The organism is Pseudomonas sp. MD330_10 (assembly GCF_042610415.1).
In the GTDB taxonomy this organism is placed as follows: domain Bacteria; phylum Pseudomonadota; class Gammaproteobacteria; order Pseudomonadales; family Pseudomonadaceae; genus Aquipseudomonas; species Aquipseudomonas rhodesiae.
In genome coordinates this window covers 269,636-289,922 of sequence record NZ_JBHGZU010000005.1, presented here as the reverse complement: position 1 = coordinate 289,922, position 20,287 = coordinate 269,636, and the positions used below count along the sequence as shown (strand labels likewise).

The 20,287-nt window shown below is 61.7% G+C and carries 16 protein-coding genes and 1 pseudogene; 10 read left to right on the top strand and 7 right to left on the bottom strand.

The features are described 5' to 3' along the window. Positions 1-88: 88 nt before the first annotated feature. The 6 genes from ACFZPT_RS10635 to ACFZPT_RS10610 all read right to left on the bottom strand — a co-directional run bounded on the left by ACFZPT_RS10635 (position 89) and on the right by ACFZPT_RS10610 (position 7,476). Entirely contained in the window at positions 89-466 is a 378-nt protein-coding gene (locus ACFZPT_RS10635) for a gamma-butyrobetaine hydroxylase-like domain-containing protein (protein WP_034095501.1), read from the bottom strand. A 79-nt stretch (positions 467-545) separates the two neighbouring features. Next, positions 546-1,883 (bottom strand): ATP-dependent protease ATPase subunit HslU, encoded by a 1,338-nt coding sequence (gene hslU / locus ACFZPT_RS10630; protein ID WP_034095502.1) that lies wholly within the window; start codon positions 1,881-1,883, stop codon positions 546-548. A 38-nt stretch (positions 1,884-1,921) separates the two neighbouring features. Next, a complete protein-coding gene (gene hslV, locus ACFZPT_RS10625) occupies positions 1,922-2,452 on the bottom strand; it encodes an ATP-dependent protease subunit HslV (RefSeq protein WP_003171209.1) in 531 nt (176 codons plus the stop codon). A 254-nt stretch (positions 2,453-2,706) separates the two neighbouring features. Continuing rightward, positions 2,707-3,408 carry an SPOR domain-containing protein gene (locus ACFZPT_RS10620; protein WP_034136576.1) on the bottom strand — a complete coding sequence of 234 codons (702 nt, stop codon included), beginning with the start codon at positions 3,406-3,408 and terminating at the stop codon, positions 2,707-2,709. 1 nt (position 3,409) lies between these two features. Continuing rightward, a complete protein-coding gene (argS, locus tag ACFZPT_RS10615; RefSeq protein ID WP_099313035.1) occupies positions 3,410-5,146 on the bottom strand; it encodes an arginine--tRNA ligase in 1,737 nt (578 codons plus the stop codon). A 110-nt stretch (positions 5,147-5,256) separates the two neighbouring features. After that, entirely contained in the window at positions 5,257-7,476 is a 2,220-nt protein-coding gene (locus ACFZPT_RS10610; protein ID WP_034095505.1) for a primosomal protein N', read from the bottom strand. A gap of 216 nt (positions 7,477-7,692) precedes the next feature. Between ACFZPT_RS10610 and rpmE the strand changes: the two genes are divergently transcribed. The 3 genes from rpmE to ACFZPT_RS10595 all read left to right on the top strand — a co-directional run bounded on the left by rpmE (position 7,693) and on the right by ACFZPT_RS10595 (position 10,192). Continuing rightward, complete coding sequence (gene rpmE, locus ACFZPT_RS10605; protein ID WP_010213765.1) at positions 7,693-7,911, top strand: 50S ribosomal protein L31; 219 nt, start codon at positions 7,693-7,695, stop codon at positions 7,909-7,911. 35 nt (positions 7,912-7,946) lie between these two features. Beyond that, positions 7,947-8,744 (top strand): thermonuclease family protein, encoded by a 798-nt coding sequence (locus tag ACFZPT_RS10600; protein ID WP_034111422.1) that lies wholly within the window; start codon positions 7,947-7,949, stop codon positions 8,742-8,744. Between the two features lie 179 nt (positions 8,745-8,923). After that, positions 8,924-10,192: a malic enzyme-like NAD(P)-binding protein gene (locus tag ACFZPT_RS10595; protein ID WP_034095507.1), complete on the top strand. Its 1,269-nt coding sequence runs from the start codon at positions 8,924-8,926 to the stop codon at positions 10,190-10,192. Positions 10,193-10,404: 212 nt separating this feature from the next. On the opposite strand, the gene ACFZPT_RS10590 is transcribed toward ACFZPT_RS10595, so the two are convergent. Continuing rightward, the gene (locus ACFZPT_RS10590) at positions 10,405-12,870 is read right to left on the bottom strand and encodes a penicillin-binding protein 1A (protein ID WP_371918510.1); all 2,466 of its coding nucleotides are present in this window, start codon (positions 12,868-12,870) and stop codon (positions 10,405-10,407) included. Positions 12,871-13,124: 254 nt separating this feature from the next. Here ACFZPT_RS10590 and pilM point away from each other — a divergent pair, with 254 nt between their 5' ends. The 7 genes and pseudogenes from pilM (at position 13,125) to ACFZPT_RS10555 (ending at position 19,985) form a co-directional block, all read left to right on the top strand. Next, the gene (gene pilM / locus ACFZPT_RS10585; protein WP_256593266.1) at positions 13,125-13,742 is read left to right on the top strand and encodes a type IV pilus biogenesis protein PilM; all 618 of its coding nucleotides are present in this window, start codon (positions 13,125-13,127) and stop codon (positions 13,740-13,742) included. Further along, on the top strand, positions 13,739-14,293 hold the full coding sequence (locus tag ACFZPT_RS10580; protein WP_034095509.1) for a PilN domain-containing protein: 555 nt from the start codon (positions 13,739-13,741) through the stop codon (positions 14,291-14,293). The genes pilM and ACFZPT_RS10580 overlap by 4 nt, the downstream gene beginning before the upstream one ends. Further along, complete coding sequence (locus ACFZPT_RS10575) at positions 14,290-15,270, top strand: pilus assembly protein PilP (protein WP_099313037.1); 981 nt, start codon at positions 14,290-14,292, stop codon at positions 15,268-15,270. The genes ACFZPT_RS10580 and ACFZPT_RS10575 overlap by 4 nt, the downstream gene beginning before the upstream one ends. Positions 15,271-15,409: 139 nt before the next feature. Then, positions 15,410-16,666: pseudogene (locus ACFZPT_RS10570) on the top strand (type IV pilus secretin PilQ); the annotation flags it as partial. 4 nt (positions 16,667-16,670) lie between these two features. Next, positions 16,671-17,189, top strand: coding sequence for a shikimate kinase AroK (gene aroK / locus ACFZPT_RS10565; RefSeq protein WP_003187914.1), 519 nt, complete (start codon positions 16,671-16,673; stop codon positions 17,187-17,189). Between the two features lie 125 nt (positions 17,190-17,314). Next, positions 17,315-18,415 (top strand): 3-dehydroquinate synthase, encoded by a 1,101-nt coding sequence (gene aroB / locus ACFZPT_RS10560; protein WP_034095512.1) that lies wholly within the window; start codon positions 17,315-17,317, stop codon positions 18,413-18,415. Positions 18,416-18,425: 10 nt separating this feature from the next. After that, a complete protein-coding gene (locus ACFZPT_RS10555) occupies positions 18,426-19,985 on the top strand; it encodes an SPOR domain-containing protein (RefSeq protein WP_099313038.1) in 1,560 nt (519 codons plus the stop codon). The last annotated feature ends 302 nt before the right edge of the window (positions 19,986-20,287 follow it).

The following is a 20,287-nucleotide window of genomic DNA, read 5'->3' as shown; positions in this document are numbered from 1 at the left end:
TTCGCAAGCAGGCCAATCATTGGCCACGCGACAGGGCATTCAAGCAGATGAAATTAGAAAATGCTCTCTAAAGAGCAAGACGCCTGACTTAGAGCATCAGGCGTACGACCGACTCACTCGGGTCGCGGGTTTTACCGGCGGCCTTGAGTTCGGCGAGGTAGTCGGCCCACAAGGTTTCCTGACGCACTGCCAGTTGGTAGAGGTAGTCCCAGGTGAACAGCCCGCTGTCATGACCGTCGTCGAAGGTCAATTTCAGTGCGTATTGGCCGGCCGGCTCGATCTTGGTCAGCCGAACGTTCAGCTTGCCGAATTGCAGGATGGGTTTGCCGTGGCCCTGGACCTCGGCGGAAGGCGAGTGCACCCGCAGGAACTCGGCGGGCAGCTGGTAGACCTCATCGGGCCCGTAAGTGAGGCCGAGGGTGTTGGAGGTTTTGTGCAAATTAACAGCGGTAGGGAATTTCGGCATTGGGGACCCCTTGGGCTGCGAGCTACAAGCCGCGAGTTGAATGTACTCAACGTGCGGCTTGTAGCTTACAGCTTGCGGCTTACAGAATGTACCGCGACAAGTCTTCGTTCTGCGCCAATTCGCCCAAGTGGCTGTTGACGTAGTCGGCATCGATCTTGATTGCTTCGCCATTCTGCGCACCGGCCATGTCGCCGGCGCTGAAGGACACTTCCTCAAGCAGGCGTTCTAGCAGCGTGTGCAGGCGACGGGCACCGATGTTCTCGGTCTTCTCGTTGACCTGCCAGGCGATTTCCGCCAGGCGCTTGATGCCGTCCGCCTGGAACTCGATACCCAGCCCTTCGGTTTTCAGCAGCTCACGGTATTGCTCGGTGAGCGAGGCATGCGGCTCGCTGAGGATGCGTTCGAAGTCGCCCGGTGTCAGCGCCTTGAGTTCCACGCGAATCGGCAAACGGCCCTGCAGCTCCGGCACCAGATCGCTTGGCTTGCTCAGGTGGAATGCACCGGAAGCAATGAACAGGATATGGTCGGTCTTGACCATGCCCAGCTTGGTGTTGACGGTGCAGCCTTCGATCAGTGGCAGCAGGTCGCGCTGCACGCCTTCACGGGAGACATCGACGCCGCCGGAGTTACCGCGCTTGGCCACCTTGTCGATCTCGTCGATAAACACAATGCCGTGCTGCTCGACCGCTTCGAGGGCCTTGGCCTTGAGTTCTTCCTCATTCACCAGGCGCCCGGCTTCTTCGTCGCGCACCAGCTTGAGCGCTTCCTTGACCTTGAGCTTGCGGCTTTTCTTCTTGCCCTTGCCCATGTTGGCGAACAGGTTCTGCAACTGGCTGGTCATTTCTTCCATGCCAGGCGGCGCGGAGATGTCGACGCCGGACACTTCGGCCACTTCGATTTCGATTTCCTTGTCGTCCAACTGGCCTTCGCGCAGGCGCTTGCGGAACAGTTGGCGCGTGTTGGAATCCGAAGCCTGTGCAGCGTCTTCGTTGAAGCCCATGCGCGCCGGTGGCAGCAGGGCGTCGAGGATACGTTCCTCGGCAGCGTCTTCGGCGCGGTGGCTGACCTTGGTCATTTCCTGTTCGCGCAGCATCTTCAGCGCAGCGTCGGCCAGATCGCGAATGATCGACTCGACGTCACGGCCTACATAACCCACTTCGGTGAACTTGGTGGCTTCGACCTTGATGAACGGGGCATTGGCCAGTTTGGCCAGGCGCCGGGCGATTTCGGTTTTACCCACGCCGGTCGGACCGATCATCAGGATGTTCTTGGGCGTTACTTCAACGCGCAGTTCTTCTGGCAGTTGCATGCGGCGCCAGCGGTTACGCAGCGCGATGGCAACGGCGCGTTTGGCATCGTCCTGGCCGATGATATGGCGGTTGAGTTCATGGACGATTTCACGGGGAGTCATGGACATAATGTGTGGCGGCCCTCAAGCGCGAATAAGCCTGCGGCTTACTCGGCGAGGTCCTGCTCCTCAATGGTCTGGTTGTGGTTGGTGAACACGCAGATGTCGCCGGCGATACCCAGGGCGGTCTCGACGATTTCCCGCGCCGACAGGTCGGTTTTCTTCAGCAGCGCACTGGCTGCGGCCTGGGCGTAGCCGCCGCCGGAGCCCATGGCAATCAGGCCATGTTCGGGCTCAACCACATCGCCATTACCGGTGATGATCAAGGAGGCGTCTTTGTTGGCGACGGCCAGCATGGCTTCCAGGCGGCTGAGGGAGCGGTCGGTGCGCCATTCTTTGGCCAGCTCGACGGCGGCACGCACGAGGTGGCCCTGGTGTTTTTCCAGTTGGCCTTCGAAACGCTCAAAGAGGGTGAACGCATCGGCAGTGGCACCGGCGAAACCGGCGAGTACCTGGCCGTGGTACAGGCGACGCACTTTTTTCGCGTTGCCTTTCATCACGGTATTACCCAGGGAAACCTGGCCGTCGCCGCCCATGACGACTTTGCCGTGGCGACGTACTGAAACGATGGTGGTCAAGGGGAGAGTCTCCACGCAGCGGGGCGAAAATGCCCTGATGGAAACTCATATGGGGGTGGCGGGGGGGATTTCAACCATGGGGGGTGATGGCGGACGAGTGGTGCTCAAGGGTCTGACACACATTCCAGAGCCCGGCAATACCAAGTGTGGGAGGGGGCTTGCCCCCGATGACGGTGCATCAGTAACAGATGTACTGGCTGACACACTGCATCGGGGGCAAGCCCCCTCCCACACTGTTTGGTGCTGATTCTGGGTCAGCGGCTCTGGCGCTGTTGTAACAACAGGTTGCTAAACCCGGCGCCGGCCAATTGCTTCTGCGCCACGGTCAGCTGTTCGCGGTTGCTGAATGGCCCCACCAACACGCGATACCAGGTTGCGTCTTTCACCGTGCCGGATTCCACCGTCACCGTCTGGCCCAACAGAATGATCTGGGCACGCACGCGATCCGCATCGGCCTGCTTCGGGAACGAGCCAGCTTGCAGGAAGAACTTGGTCACCGGTGCGGCCTTGGTTTCGGCAACCGGCGGTGCTGGCGGAGGAGTAATCCCGGCCAACGCCGCCTGGGCCCGCGCGGTGTCGATTTTCGCCGCTTCCGCCGGGGTGACCGGCGTGGTCGGCACTTGCGGCGTCGGCAGGGTTTTCTCCGGCACAGCGTCAGGCGGCACGATCACTTCCGATTCCGGCAACAGCGTGTAGAAGTCGTATTTTGGCTTCACCGGCGCCGTAGGGCTTGGTGTGGTCTTGTTGGCTTCGGCGATCTTCGAGGCTTTCTGCTGCTCTTGTTTGACCCGTTTGACGTCGTCGCCCTGGCCTGGGTCCAGCTTCATCAGAAACACGATAAAGGCGCCGACCGTAAGGCCGATGGCCATCCACAACCAGCCCGGGATCGGCTTCTTCGCCGGGGCCTGGTAGCGGCTGGCGCCGCGCTTGGGTGCAGGTTTTTTCTTGGCAGCCAACTTACATACGCTCCAGAGTTTCCAGGCCCAACAGTTCCAGGCCTTGCTTGAGGGTCCGTCCAGCCAGTGCGGCGAGGCGCAGGCGACTCTGCTTGTGGGCTTCGTCGTCGGCGGTGAGGATCGGGCAGTTCTCGTAGAAACTGGAGAACAACCCGGCCACTTCGTACAAATAGGTGCACAGGATATGCGGCGTGCCTTTTTCGCCGACACTGTTCAGCACTTCGCCGAATTGCGCCAACTTGGCGGCCAGGTCCTGTTCATGGGGAGCGTCCAGCACGATCTGGCCTTCGACTTGGCTGAAGTCCTTGCCCAGTTTGCGGAACACGCCGGCCACGCGGGTGTAGGCGTACAGCAGGTACGGCGCCGTATTGCCTTCGAAGTTGAGCATCAGCTCGAAGTTGAAGCTGTAGTCGCTGGTGCGGTGCTTGGACAGGTCGGCGTATTTCACCGCGCCGATCCCCACCACGCGGGCGATGTTGCGCAAGTCGGCTTCGGCCAGCTCCGGGTTCTTTTCCTTTACCAGGTTATAGGCACGGTCCTGGGCTTCGTTGAGCAGGTCGATCAGCTTGACGGTGCCGCCGTCGCGGGTTTTGAACGGGCGGCCGTCGGCGCCGTTCATGGTGCCGAAGCCCATGTGCTCCATATGCATCGGGTGGGTGACGAAACCGGCGCGACGCGCTACTTCGAACACCTGCTGGAAGTGCAGGGCCTGGCGCTGGTCGACGAAGTACAGCGCACGGTCCGCCTTGAGCACGCCACTGCGGTAGCGTACGGCTGCGAGGTCGGTGGTGGCGTACAGATAGCCGCCGTCGGCCTTGACGATGATCACCGGCAGCGGCTCGCCGTCGGCGGTCTTGTATTCTTCGAGGAACACGCACTGCGCGCCGTTGCTTTCCACCAGCAGGCCCTTGGCCTTGAGGTCGTTGACCACATTGATCAGGTCGTCGTTGTAGGCGCTTTCGCCCATCACGTCGGCCATGGTCAGTTTGACGTTGAGCAGGGTGTAGATCTGCTGGCAGTGGGCCAGGGAGATATCGCGGAAGCGGTTCCACAGCGCCAGGCATTCTTCGTCGCCGGCCTGCAGCTTGACCACCAGGCCACGGGCGCGGTCGGCAAATTCTTCGGATTCGTCGAAGCGCTTCTTGGCGGCGCGGTAGAAGTTCTCCAGGTCCGACAGCTCATTGCTGGTGATCGGGTTTTCCTGCAGGTACGCCATCAGCATGCCGAACTGGGTGCCCCAGTCGCCCACGTGGTTCTGGCGGATCACGGTGTCGCCGAGGAATTCCAGCACCCGTGCCACGCCGTCGCCGATGATGGTCGAGCGCAAGTGGCCAACGTGCATCTCTTTGGCCAGGTTGGGCGCCGACAGGTCGATGACCACGCGCTGGTTGTCGCCGGCCTTGCGCACGCCGATGCGGGCATCGGCCAGCGCGGCGTCCAGGCGCGAGGCCAGGGCCTGGGTGTTCTGGAAAATATTGATAAAGCCCGGACCGGCGATTTCGGCCTTGCTCACCTGCGGGTCGGCCGGCAGGGCGGCGATGATTTTTTCCGCCAGGTCGCGCGGCTTCATGCCGGCCGGCTTGGCCAGCATCATCGCGATATTGCTGGCGAAGTCGCCGTGGGTCTTGTCACGGGTGTTCTCCACCTGAATCGCCGGCGTCAGGCCTTCAGGCAACACACCTTCGTTGACGAGTTGGGTGAGGGCTTGTTGGATCAGCTGGCGAATGGTGTCTTTCATGGTGTTCTCTTTCGACCGCAAGCGGCGGCGCGCGATGCGCAGGTGGAAAAACTGGGCATTATCCGTGGCGGGGGCGGGCTTGCCAACCTTCGCGGGACCTGTGGCCAGGCTTAATACAAATCTACCGGGTCTACGTCCAGCGACCATCTCACCTGGCGACCGCTCGGCATTTGCTCCAGCGCAAGTAACCAGCTACTTAACAGGCGATGCAAGGGGGCTCGCGCGCTGGCTTGCAGCAGCAGCTGTGCCCGATAACGTCCAGCGCGGCGCTCCATGGGCGCGGGCACCGGGCCAAGCAGTTCGATGCCGGTCAGACCCAACTCACCGAGCAAACGTTCGGCAGCGCTGCACGCTTCATCCAGAAAACCTTCGGCCTGCCCCGGTTTATGCGCCTCGGCGCGCAGCAGCGCCAAGTGTGCGAACGGCGGCAGGCCGGCGGAACGGCGTTCGCTCAGGGCCTGTTCGGCAAAGGCGAAGTAGCCTTGCTCGGTCAGTTGGATCAGCAACGGATGGTCGGCCAGGTGCGTCTGGATAATCACCCGCCCGGGCTCCTCGGCCCGTCCCGCGCGGCCGGCGACCTGCACGATCAACTGCGCCATGCGCTCGCTGGCGCGGAAATCACCGGAGAACAGGCCACCATCGGCGTCCAGGATCGACACCAGGGTCACCCGAGGGAAGTGATGGCCTTTGGCAAGCATCTGGGTGCCCACCAGAATGCACGGGTGGCCCTTCTGGATGGTGGCAAACAGTTGGTTCATCGCGTCCTTGCGCGACGTGCTGTCGCGGTCGACCCGCAGCACCGGGTAATCCGGGAACAGAATGCCCAGGCGTTCCTCGGCGCGTTCGGTGCCCGCGCCGACCGGTCGCAGGTCCACCTTGCCGCACTGCGGGCAGTGGCGCGGCACCCGCTCCACATGGCCGCAGTGATGGCAGCGCAATTCGCCGTAGCGCTGGTGCACGGTCATGCGCGCATCGCAGCGTTCGCACTCGGACATCCAGCCGCAGTCATGGCACAGCAGGGTGGGGGCAAATCCACGACGGTTGAGGAACACCAGCACTTGCTGGCCGGCGGCAAGGGTCTGGCCGATGGCTTGTTGCATCGGCCCGGAAATACCACTGTCCAGCGGACGGCTTTTCACGTCCAGACGCAGGAAGCGTGGCTGCTTGGCGCCACCGGCCCGCTCATTCAAGCGTAGGAGTCCGTACCGGCCGGTATAGGCGTTGTGCAAGCTCTCCAAGGATGGTGTGGCTGAGCCCAGCACAATCGGAATGTCTTCCTGGCGCGCGCGCACCAGTGCCAGGTCGCGGGCGTGGTAGCGCAAGCCTTCCTGCTGCTTATAGGAGCCGTCGTGCTCCTCGTCGATGATGATCAACCCGGGATTTTTCATCGGCGTGAACAGCGCCGAACGGGTGCCGATGATGATGTCGGCCTCGCCGTCCCGCGCCGCCAGCCAGGACTCCAGGCGCTCGCGGTCGTTGACCGCCGAATGCACCAGGGCGATACGCGCGTTGAAACGCTGTTCGAAGCGCGCCAGGGTTTGCGGGCCGAGGTTGATCTCCGGAATCAACACCAAGGCTTGTTTGCCGGCCTGCAGGGTTTCGCGGATCAGTTGCAAATAAACTTCGGTCTTGCCGCTACCAGTGACCCCGGCCAGCAGGAACGCGTGGAAGCTGTCGAAGCCGGCGCGAATGGCTTCATAGGCGGCGCGTTGCTCGGCGTTCAGCGGCAGTTCCGGTTGGGCCAGCCAATGTTCGTGGCGGGCGTCTGGGGCATGCTTGCGGATTTCCACCTGCACCAGGCCTTTGGCGAGCAGCAGGTCGAGGCTGTCCTTGCTCAACATCAGCTTGCTCAACAACTGATGGGCTACGCCATGGGGGTGTTGGGCCAGCGTCGCCAAGGCTTCGCGCTGACGCGGCGCGCGGGCGATGCGTGGGTCGTCCAGGCGCGCGCCAGGCACCGTCGACCAGAAACGCTCCTGGCGCGCCTCGGCCAGTTCGCCCTGGCGCAGCAACACTGGCAGCGCCCAACTTAAGGTGTCGCCCAGGCTGTGCTGGTAATACTGGGCGGTCCACAAGCACAGCTTGAACAGCGCCGGTGGCAGTGGCGGCGTGGCGTCGAGAATCGCCACGGCCGGCTTGAGTTTCTCGGCGGGCACTTCGCTGTGGTCGGCAACTTCCACCAAGATGCCGATCATTTCCCGCCGGCCGAACGGCACGCGTACCCGCATGCCCGGCTGCAACTGCGCACGCAACACGCCGGCCGGCGCCCGGTAATCGAACAGGCGGCGCAGGGGCGAAGGCAGGGCGAGGCGCAAAATGGCGTCGGGCACGCGGGGAGTCTCATATAAAGGCAGGCGGTGGCGCAGGGGCGCGAGCCTAGCAGAGGAGGGCGTTAATGGGTATGCCGTGGTTTTCTGATGAAAGGGGCTTGCTGACGGTAAGGTCCGCTTGCGCGATTGCAAAGGTCTGGTAGAATCCGCGGCCTAATTACGTGCGGTATTCGACAATAGTGTCGAGTGGCGGCACGCTAGCCCGAGGAAGTCACCATGAAAGCCGATATCCATCCAGCGTACGAAACTATCGAAGTAACCTGCAGCTGCGGCAACAAGTTCGAAACCCGTTCGAACCTGTGCAAGCCACTGGGTACTGACGTATGCAACGAGTGCCACCCGTTCTACACCGGTAAGCAGAAAACTCTGGACACCGGCGGCCGTGTACAGCGCTTTGCTGACCGTTTCGGTGCTTTCGGTGCCAAAAAGGCCTAAGGCCGATCAACTTGGGAAGCCGCTGCGGTTTTTCCATGCTGATAAAAAAGGCGTCCCTTGTGGGCGCCTTTTTTGTGCCTGGGATTTGGCTGTCGGCGGTTCAGGCCGAGGTGTTTTGCCCGGCGCCGGCGTCCTTGGTCCAGGTGGAAGTGCAGCGCGTGGTGGACGGCGACACCGTGCGCCTCAAGGATGGCCGCAGTGTGCGTATGATCGGCCTCAATGCGCCGGAAACTGGTAAAAAGGGGCGGCCGGACGAGCCGTTCGCCGTCGCCGCGCGCGAGCGTCTGCAAGCCTTGGTGCAGGCCAGTGACGGGCGGGTCGGCCTGGTGCCGGGGCGCGAAGCAAAGGATCACTATGGGCGAACCCTGGCCCATCTCTACGGCGCCAATGGCCGCAATCTGGAAGCGCAATTGCTCGCCGATGGGCTGGGGTTTCAGGTGGGCGTCGCGCCGAATATCGATCTGGTGGCCTGTCAGCAGGCGGCCGAAAACAGCGCGCGCAAAGCGCGAGTGGGGCTGTGGCGGCAATCGCCGGTGCGCTCGGTGGCGCAAATCAAGCGTTCCGGGTTCGCAGTCATCAGCGGGCAAGTCCGGAGCATCGAGCGCAATCGTGGCGGAATCTGGATCGAGTTACAGGGCTCATTGGTATTACGCATTGCACCCGATCAGGCCCGACAATTCGACTCGCGCCTGCTCACTGGTCTGCAAGGCAAGACCGTCGAGGCCCGTGGCTGGGTACAGGATCGCTCCCGGCGGGGTGGCCTTAAAACCCATCAAGCGCGCTGGTTACTGCCGCTGACCGATTCCAGCATGCTGAAAGTGCAGCGCGAATAAAAAAATTGTAGACATTTTTTAAGGGGATTGTGAACAGTCCAGCCCTTATATCCCGTGGCCTTAGACCAAAGTACGGCGCTTTGGGGCCTTGACACCGGTGACTGCCCAGTCTTGTAGGGGCTTTACGACACGCGTATCCTCGGCGGTCCGTCGACCAACAGTAAAAGCGGAATGCCGATATGTCTGATTTGAAAACTGCCGCTCTCGAATATCATGCCCATCCTCGTCCAGGAAAGCTGAGTGTAGAGCTCACCAAAGCCACCGCCACCGCCCGCGACCTGTCGCTGGCCTACAGCCCTGGCGTGGCCGAGCCCGTACGTGAAATCGCTCGCGACCCCGAGCTGGCGTACAAGTACACCGGCAAAGGCAACTTGGTTGCAGTGATTTCCGATGGCACCGCGATTCTCGGCCTGGGCAACCTCGGCCCATTGGCGTCCAAACCAGTCATGGAAGGTAAAGGCGTGCTGTTCAAGCGCTTTGCTGGCATCGACGTGTTCGACATCGAAGTCGATTCCGAGAGCCCGCAGGCTTTCATCGACACCGTCAAACGCATCTCCATCACCTTCGGTGGCATCAACCTGGAAGACATCAAGGCACCTGAGTGCTTCGAGATCGAAAAGGCTCTGATCGAGCAGTGCGACATTCCGGTATTCCACGATGACCAGCACGGCACCGCGATCGTAACCGCGGCCGGCATGATCAACGCCCTGGAAATCGCTGGCAAAACCCTGGCTGACGCCAAGATCGTTTGCCTGGGCGCCGGCGCGGCGGCTATCTCCTGCATGAAGCTGATCGTCAGCATGGGCGCCAAGCTGGAGAACATCTACATGGTCGACAGCAAGGGCGTGATCCAGTCCGAGCGTACCGATCTGAACCAGTACAAGGCGATGTTTGCCCACCCGTCCTCCAAGCGCACCCTGGCTGACGCCCTGAACGGTGCCGACGTGTTCGTCGGCCTGTCCGGCCCGAACCTGCTGAGCGCCGAAGGCCTCAAGTCCATGGCGGCCAACCCGATCGTGTTCGCCTGCTCCAACCCGGACCCTGAAATCGCGCCGGAACTGGCTCACGCCACCCGTAACGACGTAATCATGGCCACTGGCCGTTCGGACTACCCGAACCAGGTCAACAACGTGTTGGGCTTCCCGTTCATCTTCCGTGGCGCCCTGGACGTTCGCGCCAAGCGCATCAACGAAGAAATGAAAGTAGCGGCCGCCAACGCCCTGCGTGAACTGGCCAAACTGCCAGTCCCTCAGGACGTTTGCGACGCCTACGGTGGCGCCAAGCTGGAATTCGGTCGTGAGTACATCATTCCGAAGCCAATGGACAAGCGCCTGATCACCGTGATCTCCGACGCCGTCGCCAAGGCTGCGATCGAGACCGGTGTGGCTACCCTGCCGTATCCGAAGCACTACCCGCTGCAAAGCGTGGATGATGTGTTCAACGGCTAAGCCGTTGTAGCGCACCAACAAAAAAGCCCCGTCTCTCGCGAGTCGGGGCTTTTTGTTGGGGTGGCGATTAACGGGTGTCCTGTGCAGATCAAATGTGGGAGGGGGCTTGCCCCCGATGGCGGTGTGTCAGTCACTCGATGAGTTGGCTGGTCCAGTGCTATCGGGGGCAAGCCCCCTTCCACATTGGGTTCTGCGTAGGCTTAAGGTTCAGGTTAGAACAGATCGATCGGCGCCGACTCGTCTGCGGGCAGCGGGCTGCCCGGCACGACGCCGTTGCCCAGCTCATTGACCGACGGCGGCGTATCTTCGCTCTTGAACAGTTCGAAATACGCATTCGGCGTGCTTGGCGAGGCAGCGCGGCCGCTGATCGGGTCGATCCTCAGGCTGAGGATGCCTTCTGGTTCCGGCTGGGTGTGCAGCGGCTTGTCCTTCAAGGCTGCGCCCATGTAGCTCATCCAGATCGGCAGCGCGACGGTGCCACCGAACTCGCGGCGACCGAGGCTTTCCGGCTGGTCATAGCCGGTCCATACCGTGGTGACGTAGTCGCCGTTGTAGCCGGAGAACCAGGCGTCCTTGGATTCGTTGGTGGTGCCGGTCTTGCCTGCGATATCTGCGCGGCCCAGGGCCAGGGCGCGGCGGCCGGTGCCCTTCTTGATCACATCTTCCAGGATGCTGTTGAGGATGTAGGTGGTACGGCCATCCACGACACGTTCGGCCACAGCCGGTGCCTGCGGTTCGCTAGGGGCGCTAGGGTTGGCGGCTGCCGGAGTCGTGCCGGGCGTTGGCTCGATGGTGATCCCGCCGTGGCTCGGCGCAGCCAGGCCATCGGTGGCAACTACGCCGTTGACCACATCGCCCGGCACCCGTGGCGGGTTGGCAGTGAACAGGGTGTCGCCATTGCGGCTTTCGATCTTGTCGATCAGGTACGGCGCGATCTTGTAGCCGCCGTTGGCAAAGGTGCTCCAGCCGGTGGCGATTTCCATCGGCGTGAGGGTGGCGGTACCCAGGGCCAACGACAGGTTCGGCGGCAGGTCCGACTTATTGAAGCCAAAGCGCGTGATGTAGTCGATGGTCTTGCCGACGCCCATGGCTTGCAGCAAACGGATCGATACCAGGTTACGTGACTTGTACAACGCCTCGCGGATACGGATCGGGCCAAGGAAGGTATTGGTGTCGTTCTTCGGGCGCCAGACTTTGTCCAGGTACTCGTCGACGAACACGATAGGCGCATCGTTGACCAGGCTGGCGGCGGTGTAGCCGTTGTCCAGTGCGGCGCTGTAGATGAACGGCTTGAAGCTCGAACCGGGCTGGCGCTTGGCCTGGGTGGCGCGGTTGTAGTTGCTCTGCTCGAACGCGAAACCGCCGACCAGGGCGCGAATCGCACCGTTCTGCGGATCCAGCGACACCAGTGCGCCCTGGGCCAGCGGCACCTGGCTGAACTTCAAGCTGTCGTCCTTCTGGCGTTGCACGCGGATCAAGTCGCCCACTTGCGCGACGTCCGACGGCTGCTTGGGCATGGCGCCCATGCTGTTGGTGTTCAGGAAAGGGCGCGCCCATTTCATGCTGTCCCAGGCCACATGGGCCTCGCCGGTACGGGTCAGCACTTGCAGGCCGTCTTTTTTCACCTGGGTGACGATGGCGGGTTCCAAGCCGCTGATGGGGCGCTGTTTGCTCAATTCTGCGGTCCAGGCGCTGAGTGTCTTGCCCGGCAGACGCGATTCAGGGCCGCGATAGCCGTGGCGCTGGTCGTAGGAAATCAGACCGGAATGCACCGCATCGTTGGCGATTTCCTGCAGGTCGCTCGGAACCGTGGTGGTCACGCGGAAGCCTTCGGTGTAGGCATCGCTGCCGTAGCGGCCGACCATCTCGGCGCGGGCCATTTCGGCGATATACGGGGCGTTCACTTCCGGCGTCGGTACGTGATAGCTGGCGTTCAGCGGCTCGGCCACGGCGCTTTCGTAAGCGGCCTGGTCGATCTTGCCCAACTTGTACATGCGCCCCAGGATCCAGTCGCGTCGCTCTTTGCTACGCGCCGGGTTGGCCAGTGGGTTGAAGCGCGAAGGCGCCTTGGGCAGGCCCGCGATCATAGCCATCTGCGCCAGGCTGGCGTCGCGGATGGACTTGCCGTAGTACACCTGGGAGGCGGCTTCAATGCCGTAGGCGCGGTTGCCGAGGTAGATCTTGTTGACGTACAGCTCAAGGATCTCGTCCTTGGTCAGCTGTCGCTCGATCTGCAGTGCCAACAGGATTTCAGTGGCTTTGCGCGAAAAGCTGCGCTCGCTGGTGAGGAAGAAGTTCTTCGCCACCTGCATGGTGATGGTGCTGCCACCGGATTGAATGTGTCCGCTTTTTACCAACTGGGTGGCGGCGCGCACCAGGCTGCTGGGGTCGACGCCATAGTGGTTGGCAAAATTATCGTCCTCGGCCGACAGCAGGGCGCTGATGAAATTAGGCGGAATGTCGGCAAAACGGATCGGTGTGCGGCGCATTTCGCCGAACTCCGCGATGAGTTTTTCATCGCTGCTGTAGACCCGCAAAGGAATCTGCAACTGGATACTTCTAAGGGCCTCTACCGACGGCAAACCCGGACTAAGGTAGAGGTACGCCCCGCTGAGCACGAGCAGCAGCCCGCAGAAGATGGCGACAATGGAGTACCCGAAAAACTTCAGCAGACGAATCAAGGCTTTTGGATTTCCAGAGAAAAGAATGGGTTAGGCGTCGGGGCATGCATGGCAAACGATGGATCAACCCGAGCTGCAGATAAAAAGCGGGAAAAAACGCTGGGCATTAAAGCATTTTCGGCCTGGGGCGTCATTCGCGCCTCTGCAACAAGTCGACCGAATGCACGGCGTCCCGCGGCAACCAGGCGGTATGACAGGCAATGTTCTAGGGAGTTTTATGGGAGGGATTATTCAGGCGAAAAGTCGATACCTTGCTGGGCATCGATATCAATGACACGGCCATCAGGCTGGTCGAACTGGGGCACTCGCCCGCAGGTTTCAGCGTTAAAGGTTACGTCACGCAGGGGCTGCCCGCCGGGGTAGTGGTCGACGGCGCGTTCCTGGACCTGGACGGCATCGGCCAGGCGTTGCACACCGCTTTGCTCATGTTGCAGACGAGGGTTCGGCGCGCAGCGGTCGCAGTGAGCGGGCCATCGGTCATTACGCGACTCATCGAGCTGGAGGCGGGGCTTACTGACGAAGCGATGCTGGCGATGGTCGAGCGGGAGGCCGAGCAGTACATTCCTTATCCACTGGATGACATGGCCATCGACTTTCAAGTCCAGGGGCGCTCGGTCCAGAAGGCGGAGCGGGTCGAGGTGTTGCTGGCGGCATGCCTGAAGGAGCATGTCGAAGCGCGCGAGGCGGTTTTGACCATGGCGGGGCTCATACCGGCGGTTGTCGATGTTGAAGCGTTTGCATTGGCGCGCGCGAGCAGTCAGGATTTCGCCAGCTTCACGCCGTGCAATCGCGTCGATGGCGCACAATGGGCCGTAGATGGCCAAGGGATGGGAGTTGCTTGCGGGCTGGCCCTGAGGAGTTTCGCTTGAAGACACGAATCAACCTTTTGCCCTGGCGCCAAGCCCAGGCTGAACGACGCCGTCACTATTTTGTGGCGCTGCTTCTGGCGTTCGTGTGCATGGCGTTGGTTGTCGTGTGGTTGGCGGATCAGGTGATTGACCAAGCGATCGATCGGCAGGTGACGCGCAATAACCACCTGGGAAATGACATAGCCACTCAGGATTCCAGTATCAAGACCCTTGGCGACCTAGAGGCGCAAAGCCAGCAACTGGCTGAGCGGATGAAGGTCGTGCAGGACCTGCACAACGGCCACTCATCCGGTGCCCGATTGTTGGATCAGTTGGCCCGTGCGGTGCCCGATGGCGTGCATTTGCATGAGGTCGTGGCCAAAGGCGATACGTTGAGTATCAGCGGCACCGCCGAATCCAGCCAGGATATCGCCCAATTGATGCGTCGTCTGGAAGCATCGGAGGGCGCCCATGGGGCTCGTTTGCAGCATGTGCGCACCGAAGGCGCGCAAGGCAGCAATGGATTCCAACTGATGGTGCGCCAGGGAGCGTCCTCCGAGGCCCAGCCATGAGCCGGCCCCGGCTCGAATTTTCCGCGTTCTCTCACCGCGCTGCAAAATGGCCCCTACCTGGCAAGGTCTTGCTGGGCTGTGCCCTGGGCGGCCTGGTGCTGGCGATGGGTGAGCTGATGCAGCTTGGTCCCGCCCGCGTCCGGTTGCAGCAGGCGCAGGCGCAAGAGATGGCCCTGCAACGGCAGCTCGCGGAATCAGCTGTTTTAGCGTCCGAACTCGAAGAGCGCGCTCGTCAGCTCCAACTCAAGCAGGCCCAGGTCGAGGGGCTGTTGCGACAACTGCCGGGTGGGCCCCAGATGCCAAGCATGCTGGAAGATATCGCCCGATTGGCCTTGGCCAATGGCTTGGTGATCGAGTCCGTGCTCCCCCAGGATGAACAACTGCGCCCTCTGTATGCCGAGCAGCCTGTGCAGATCGGCCTCACTGGCGCCTATCACGACCTCGCCTCGTTCGTCAGTGCCTTGGCTGATCTGTCGCGATTTACCACGGTGCATGAGATGCGCCTGCAAGCGGATGGCCGCTTGTTGCGGCTTGACCTGCAGGCCAGGATCTACCGGCGTGCGCTGCCATCGTCGGTGAGGGATGAGGCTGAGCCGTCGCCGTTGCGCAAACCGCGCTTTATCTACCGTGCGGCCGGCCTGCGCGACCCGTTCCAGCCGTTGAGCTTGCAGGTCGAGCATGTGGCAGGGCGGCGCGCGCCTGGGCCGGACCCGATGCGGCCAAGGGGGCTGCTGGAGGGGCTTGCCCTGGACCGATTCGAAATGGTCGGCACGCTCTCTCGTGGGGCGCAGACCTTCGCCCTGCTGCGAGTGGCGTCCACGGTGCATCGCCTGGCGGTCGGCGATTACCTGGGGCCCGATTACGGTCGAGTCACGGCCATTCATGACAACCATATCGAATTGGTCGAGCTGTTTCCCGATAAACAGGGTGCCTGGCTGGAGCGCCCGCGAACCCTCGTGCTGAACGTCAACTCATAACGGAATTAAGCAAATGAAAAGGACTTTCCTGTCCTTCGGTGTAGCGCTATGGATAGCGCTTACGGCACCGATGGCTGCCGCTGTGCCCAATCGTGTGGACCTCATCCAATTGCCGCCCCCTGGCAGGGCGGTGGTGAGTGCCTTTAGCGGCGAACCGCTCAACCTCAATTTCCAGAACATCGAAGTACGTGCCGTGCTGCAGCAGATCGCCGATGTTGCAGGCCTGAACCTGGTCGCCGGCGACGACGTGCAGGGTACGATCACACTGCGCCTCAAAGGCGTGCCATGGGATCAGGCCCTCGACCTGGTGCTGCAAGCCAAGGGGTTGGACAAGCGGATCAAGGCCGGGGTATTGCTGGTGGCGCCCGCCGAGGAGTTGGCGGCCCGCGAACTGCTGACGCTGGAATCACGCAAACAAATGGCCGACTTGGCGCCGTTGCGTCGCGAGCTGTTGCAGGTCAACTACGCCAAGGCGGCGGACCTGGCCAAGCTGTTCCAATCAGTGACCGGCCTGGAAGGTGCTACCGACGAGCGCGGTTCGGTGGCGGTGGACGATCGCACCAATAACATCATCGCTTACCAGACCGGCGAACGCCTCGACGAGCTTCGGCGGATCGTGGCGCAGCTGGATATTCCGGTGCGCCAGGTCATGATCGAAGCGCGAATCGTGGAGGCCAACGTCGATTACGACAAAAGCCTCGGCGCGCGCTGGGGTGGGCGACTCACGAGCGGCAACTGGCAGGCCGGCGGTATGCCTAAGCCGCTGCCGGAGGGCGCGCAACCGCCGGAGAACCCACCCAGCTCGCCGTTTGTCGATCTGGGCGCGGTGACCGCGTCGTCCGGTCTGGGGGTGGCCTATATCACCGACAATCTGCTGCTGGACCTGGAACTGACGGCCATGGAAAAGACCGGCAACGGTGAAATCGTCTCGCAGCCCAAAGTGGTGACCTCCGACAAGGAGACCGCGCGCATCCTCAAGGGCACCGAGATTCCGTATCAGGAATCCAGCTCCAGCGGCGCGACATCGGTGTCGTTCAAGGAGGCCTCGTTATCGCTGGAAGTCACCCCGCAGATCACCCCCGACGACCGGGTGATCATGGAGGTGAAAGTCACCAAGGATGAGCCCGACTACCTCAACCGGCTCAATGACGTACCGCCGATCAAGAAAAACGAGGTCAATGCCAAGGTCCTCGTCAGGGATGGCGAGACCATCGTGATCGGTGGAGTTTTCTCCAATACCCAAAGCAAAGTGGTAGATAAAGTGCCATTTTTGGGCGATGTGCCGTATCTTGGCCGCCTTTTCCGGCGCGATATGCTGGCGGAGAAAAAATCCGAGCTGCTGGTATTCCTGACTCCGCGTATTATGAATAACCAGGCGATTGCTGTGAGTCGTTGATTCTGTGCGAAATTTGATTCTTGTAGGACCGATGGGGGCTGGAAAAAGCACCATCGGCCGTTTGCTGGCCAAAGAGCTGCGCCTGCCATTCAAAGACTCCGATAAGGAAATTGAATTGCGCACGGGTGCCAATATCCCGTGGATCTTCGATAAAGAAGGCGAACTGGGCTTTCGCGACCGTGAGCAGGCGATGATCGCCGAACTGTGCGGCTGCGATGGCGTGGTATTGGCTACCGGCGGTGGCGCGGTGATGCGCGATGAAAATCGCCGAGCGCTGCATGCCGGTGGTCGGGTGGTCTATCTGCATGCGTCGGTCGAGCAGCAGGTGGGCCGTACCGCTCGTGATCGCAATCGCCCTTTGCTGCGCACCGCCGACCCGGCGAAAACCTTGCGCGATCTGCTGGCGCTGCGCGATCCGCTGTATCGGGAAATCGCCGATCTGGTGGTGGAAACCGATGAGCGGCCGCCACGCATGGTGGTGCTGGACATTCTCGAACGCCTGCAACGGCTGCCTCCCCGTTAAAGCCAGGGGCGAAATGCGCTATTCTCGGCGTCGCGCCATCACCCTGAGCGGTGTGGCGTAGAGCCATCAGGCAGCGTCGGACCTCGACGTTACCGGTCGTCAATTCATCTCTCACGCGGGGACACATGCAGACACTTAAGGTCGATCTAGGCGAGCGCAGCTACCCGATCCACATTGGCGAGGGTCTGTTGGACCAGCCCGAGTTGCTCGCGCCGCATATTGCCGGGCGGCAAGTGGCGATCATCTCCAACGAAACAGTCGCGCCGCTGTATCTTGAGCGTCTGAGCCGCAGTCTGGCGGCCTACTCAGTGATTTCCGTGGTGCTGCCCGACGGCGAAGCCCACAAGAACTGGCAAACCCTGCAACTGATCTTCGATGGCCTGCTGACGGCGCGCCATGACCGGCGTACCACGGTGGTCGCCCTCGGCGGTGGCGTGATCGGCGATATGGCCGGTTTTGCCGCCGCCTGCTACCAGCGCGGCGTGGACTTTATCCAGGTGCCAACCACCCTGTTGTCCCAGGTCGATTCGTCGGTGGGCGGCAAGACCGGCATCAACCATCCGCTGGGCAAGAACATGGTCGGCGCGTTCTATCAGCCCAATGCTGTGCTGATCGACACCGCCACCCTCAACACCCTGCCACCGCGTGAGTTGTCGGCGGGTCTGGCGGAAGTCATCAAGTACGGGCTGATCTGCGATGAGCCCTTCCTGACTTGGCTGGAAGAGCACATGGACGCCTTGCGCGGTCTCGATCAGGTGGCGCTCACCGAAGCGATTTCCCGCTCTTGCGCGGCCAAGGCGCTGGTGGTGAACGCCGACGAACGCGAATCCGGCGTACGGGCCACCCTGAACCTGGGCCACACCTTTGGGCATGCGATCGAAACCCACATGGGCTATGGTGTGTGGTTGCATGGCGAGGCGGTGGCGGCCGGCACGGTGATGGCCATGGAAATGTCACACCGCCTGGGTTGGATCAGCGCCGACGAGCGCGATCGCGGTATCCGCCTGTTCCAGCGTGCTGGTTTGCCGGTCATTCCGCCGCAGGAGATGACCGAGGCGGACTTCCTCGAACATATGGCGATAGACAAGAAAGTGATCGACGGTCGACTGCGACTGGTGCTGCTGCGCCGCATGGGCGAAGCCGTAGTGACCGACGATTATCCGAAAGAGATTTTACAGGCCACGCTGGGAGCGGATTACCGCGCCCTGGCCCAGCTTAAAGGTTAATAAGATTCTCATGACTAGTTTGCATGCCGACGAGGCGTTCCTCGGCCATTACCAGTTAAGCCACGACCCTTTCGCTCCACGGGTGCCTGGTTTCAAATTTTTCCCGGCCCAGCGCAAGCCGGTGCTGGGACAGCTTCACCATCTCGCGCGCTATAGCCAACTGCTGCTGGTAGTGACCGGTCCCTTGGGCAGCGGCAAGACCTTGCTGCGCCAGGCTCTGGTAGCCAGTACCAATAAGCAATCGGTGCAGAGCGTGGTGGTGTCGGCCCGTGGTGCCACCGATGCGGCCGGTGTTCTGAGCCAGGTAGCCCAGGCGCTGGACGTGTCCACTGCCGAGCCGAACGGAATCCTCAAGCAGGTGGTGCAGTTGGGTCTGACCGGGCAGGAAGTCTATCTGCTGGTGGACGATGCCGAGCAGCTCGACGAGTCGGCACTGGAAGCCCTGCTGGCGCTGGCCGCGGGCACGCCGGAGGGACGCCCTCATGTGTTCCTGTTTGGTGAGTCTTCGTTGATCGCCGATCTTGAGCAGATCAGCGGCGATCAGGAGCTGTTCCACGTTATCGAATTGCAGCCCTACGAAGAAGAAGAGACCCGCGAATACCTGGCTCAGCGCCTCGAAGGCGCGGGGGCCGGCATCGAACTTTTCTCCGCTGCGCAGATCTCTGATATTCACGAAAGCGCAGGCGGCTGGCCTGGCAACATCAACCAGGTTGCCCGCGATGCCATGATCGAAGCCATGATTGCCAGCCGCTCTGCGGTCAAGCGTCCAAAGATGGGGTTCACTATGCCGAAGAAGCACGTACTGGCCATTTCCGCAGTGGTCGTGGTCGCCGTTGCCGCCGCCTGGTTGATCCCGGGTCGCAGCAAGGCACCTACTACTGCCGGCACGCCTGCCGAGCAGGCGCAATTGCCGCTGGGCAAGCCAACGCCGAATGTGGAGTTCGCCAACTCTGGTCAGCCGACCAATCTGCCGATGGTGGGCCAGCCGGTGATGCGTGGCCCGCTCGCCGAAGAGGCCGGCGGCATTTCCGAAGGCGACGACGGCGTGCCGGTGGAAGGCTCCAGCGCCACGCCGCCGACCGTGACCACCACCGCACCGCCTGCAGGCGTGCCTGCGGGTCAGCCTGCGGCGAACCCAGCGCCGACTGTCGCTACCGCCAAACCTGCACCGGTCACCAAGCCTGTGGTCGCAGTGCCCACTCCAGCACCAGCTGCCAAACCGGCGCCAGTGACCAAGCCTGCTGAAAAGCCGGCCGCTACCGTGGCCAAGGCCGGCACCGCCGGCAGCAGCTGGTACGCCAGCCAACCGAGCGGCAATTTCGTGGTGCAGATCCTCGGCACCAGCTCCGAAGCCAATGCCCAAGCGTTCGTCAAAGAGCAGGGCGGCGAGTACCGTTATTTCAAGAAAGTGCTCAACGGCAAGCCTCTCTACGTGATCACCTACGGCAACTTCTCCAGCCGTGCGGCAGCTGATTCTGCCATCAAAGCCTTGCCAGCGAAGGTTCAGGCTGGTAAACCTTGGCCTCGCACTGTTGCCAGCGTTCAACAAGAACTGGCAGCAACTCGCTGAAGATCCGGCGGCCTTACCCAGGCCGCCCTCCCGGCACCTCAAAAAAAATCGCATGGCGTGCAGTCTCTAGGGACCGCGCGCTTTGTGGTGTCTGCGTCACAGTAGCTTTTGAGTCGTAGCGGTCAGAATTAAAAAAGTTTTGACTAGCACAGCATATCGCTTTAAACCTTTCATAAATGCGACATAGATTTGCGACATTTCGTCGCTAAATTTGTGAGCGTCTGTGTCGGTGTGTACAATGACCTCCCTTTTGCCCCCGCTAAGCCGGCGTACGTTCGGCGTGGAAGGTAACCGGTTGAATT

Excerpts from the sequence above, each read along its gene's own strand:
- ACFZPT_RS10600 (WP_034111422.1), top strand. The coding sequence starts at position 7,947 with ATGCTGATAAAAAAGGCGTCCCTTGTGGGCGCCTTTTTTGTGCCTGGG.
- ACFZPT_RS10575 (WP_099313037.1), top strand. The coding sequence starts at position 14,290 with ATGAGCCGGCCCCGGCTCGAATTTTCCGCGTTCTCTCACCGCGCTGCA.
- rpmE (WP_010213765.1), top strand. The coding sequence starts at position 7,693 with ATGAAAGCCGATATCCATCCAGCGTACGAAACTATCGAAGTAACCTGC.
- ACFZPT_RS10555 (WP_099313038.1), top strand. The coding sequence starts at position 18,426 with ATGACTAGTTTGCATGCCGACGAGGCGTTCCTCGGCCATTACCAGTTA.
- ACFZPT_RS10595 (WP_034095507.1), top strand. The coding sequence starts at position 8,924 with ATGTCTGATTTGAAAACTGCCGCTCTCGAATATCATGCCCATCCTCGT.
- aroB (WP_034095512.1), top strand. The coding sequence starts at position 17,315 with ATGCAGACACTTAAGGTCGATCTAGGCGAGCGCAGCTACCCGATCCAC.
- hslU (WP_034095502.1), bottom strand. The coding sequence starts at position 1,883 with ATGTCCATGACTCCCCGTGAAATCGTCCATGAACTCAACCGCCATATC.
- ACFZPT_RS10635 (WP_034095501.1), bottom strand. The coding sequence starts at position 466 with ATGCCGAAATTCCCTACCGCTGTTAATTTGCACAAAACCTCCAACACC.
- argS (WP_099313035.1), bottom strand. The coding sequence starts at position 5,146 with ATGAAAGACACCATTCGCCAGCTGATCCAACAAGCCCTCACCCAACTC.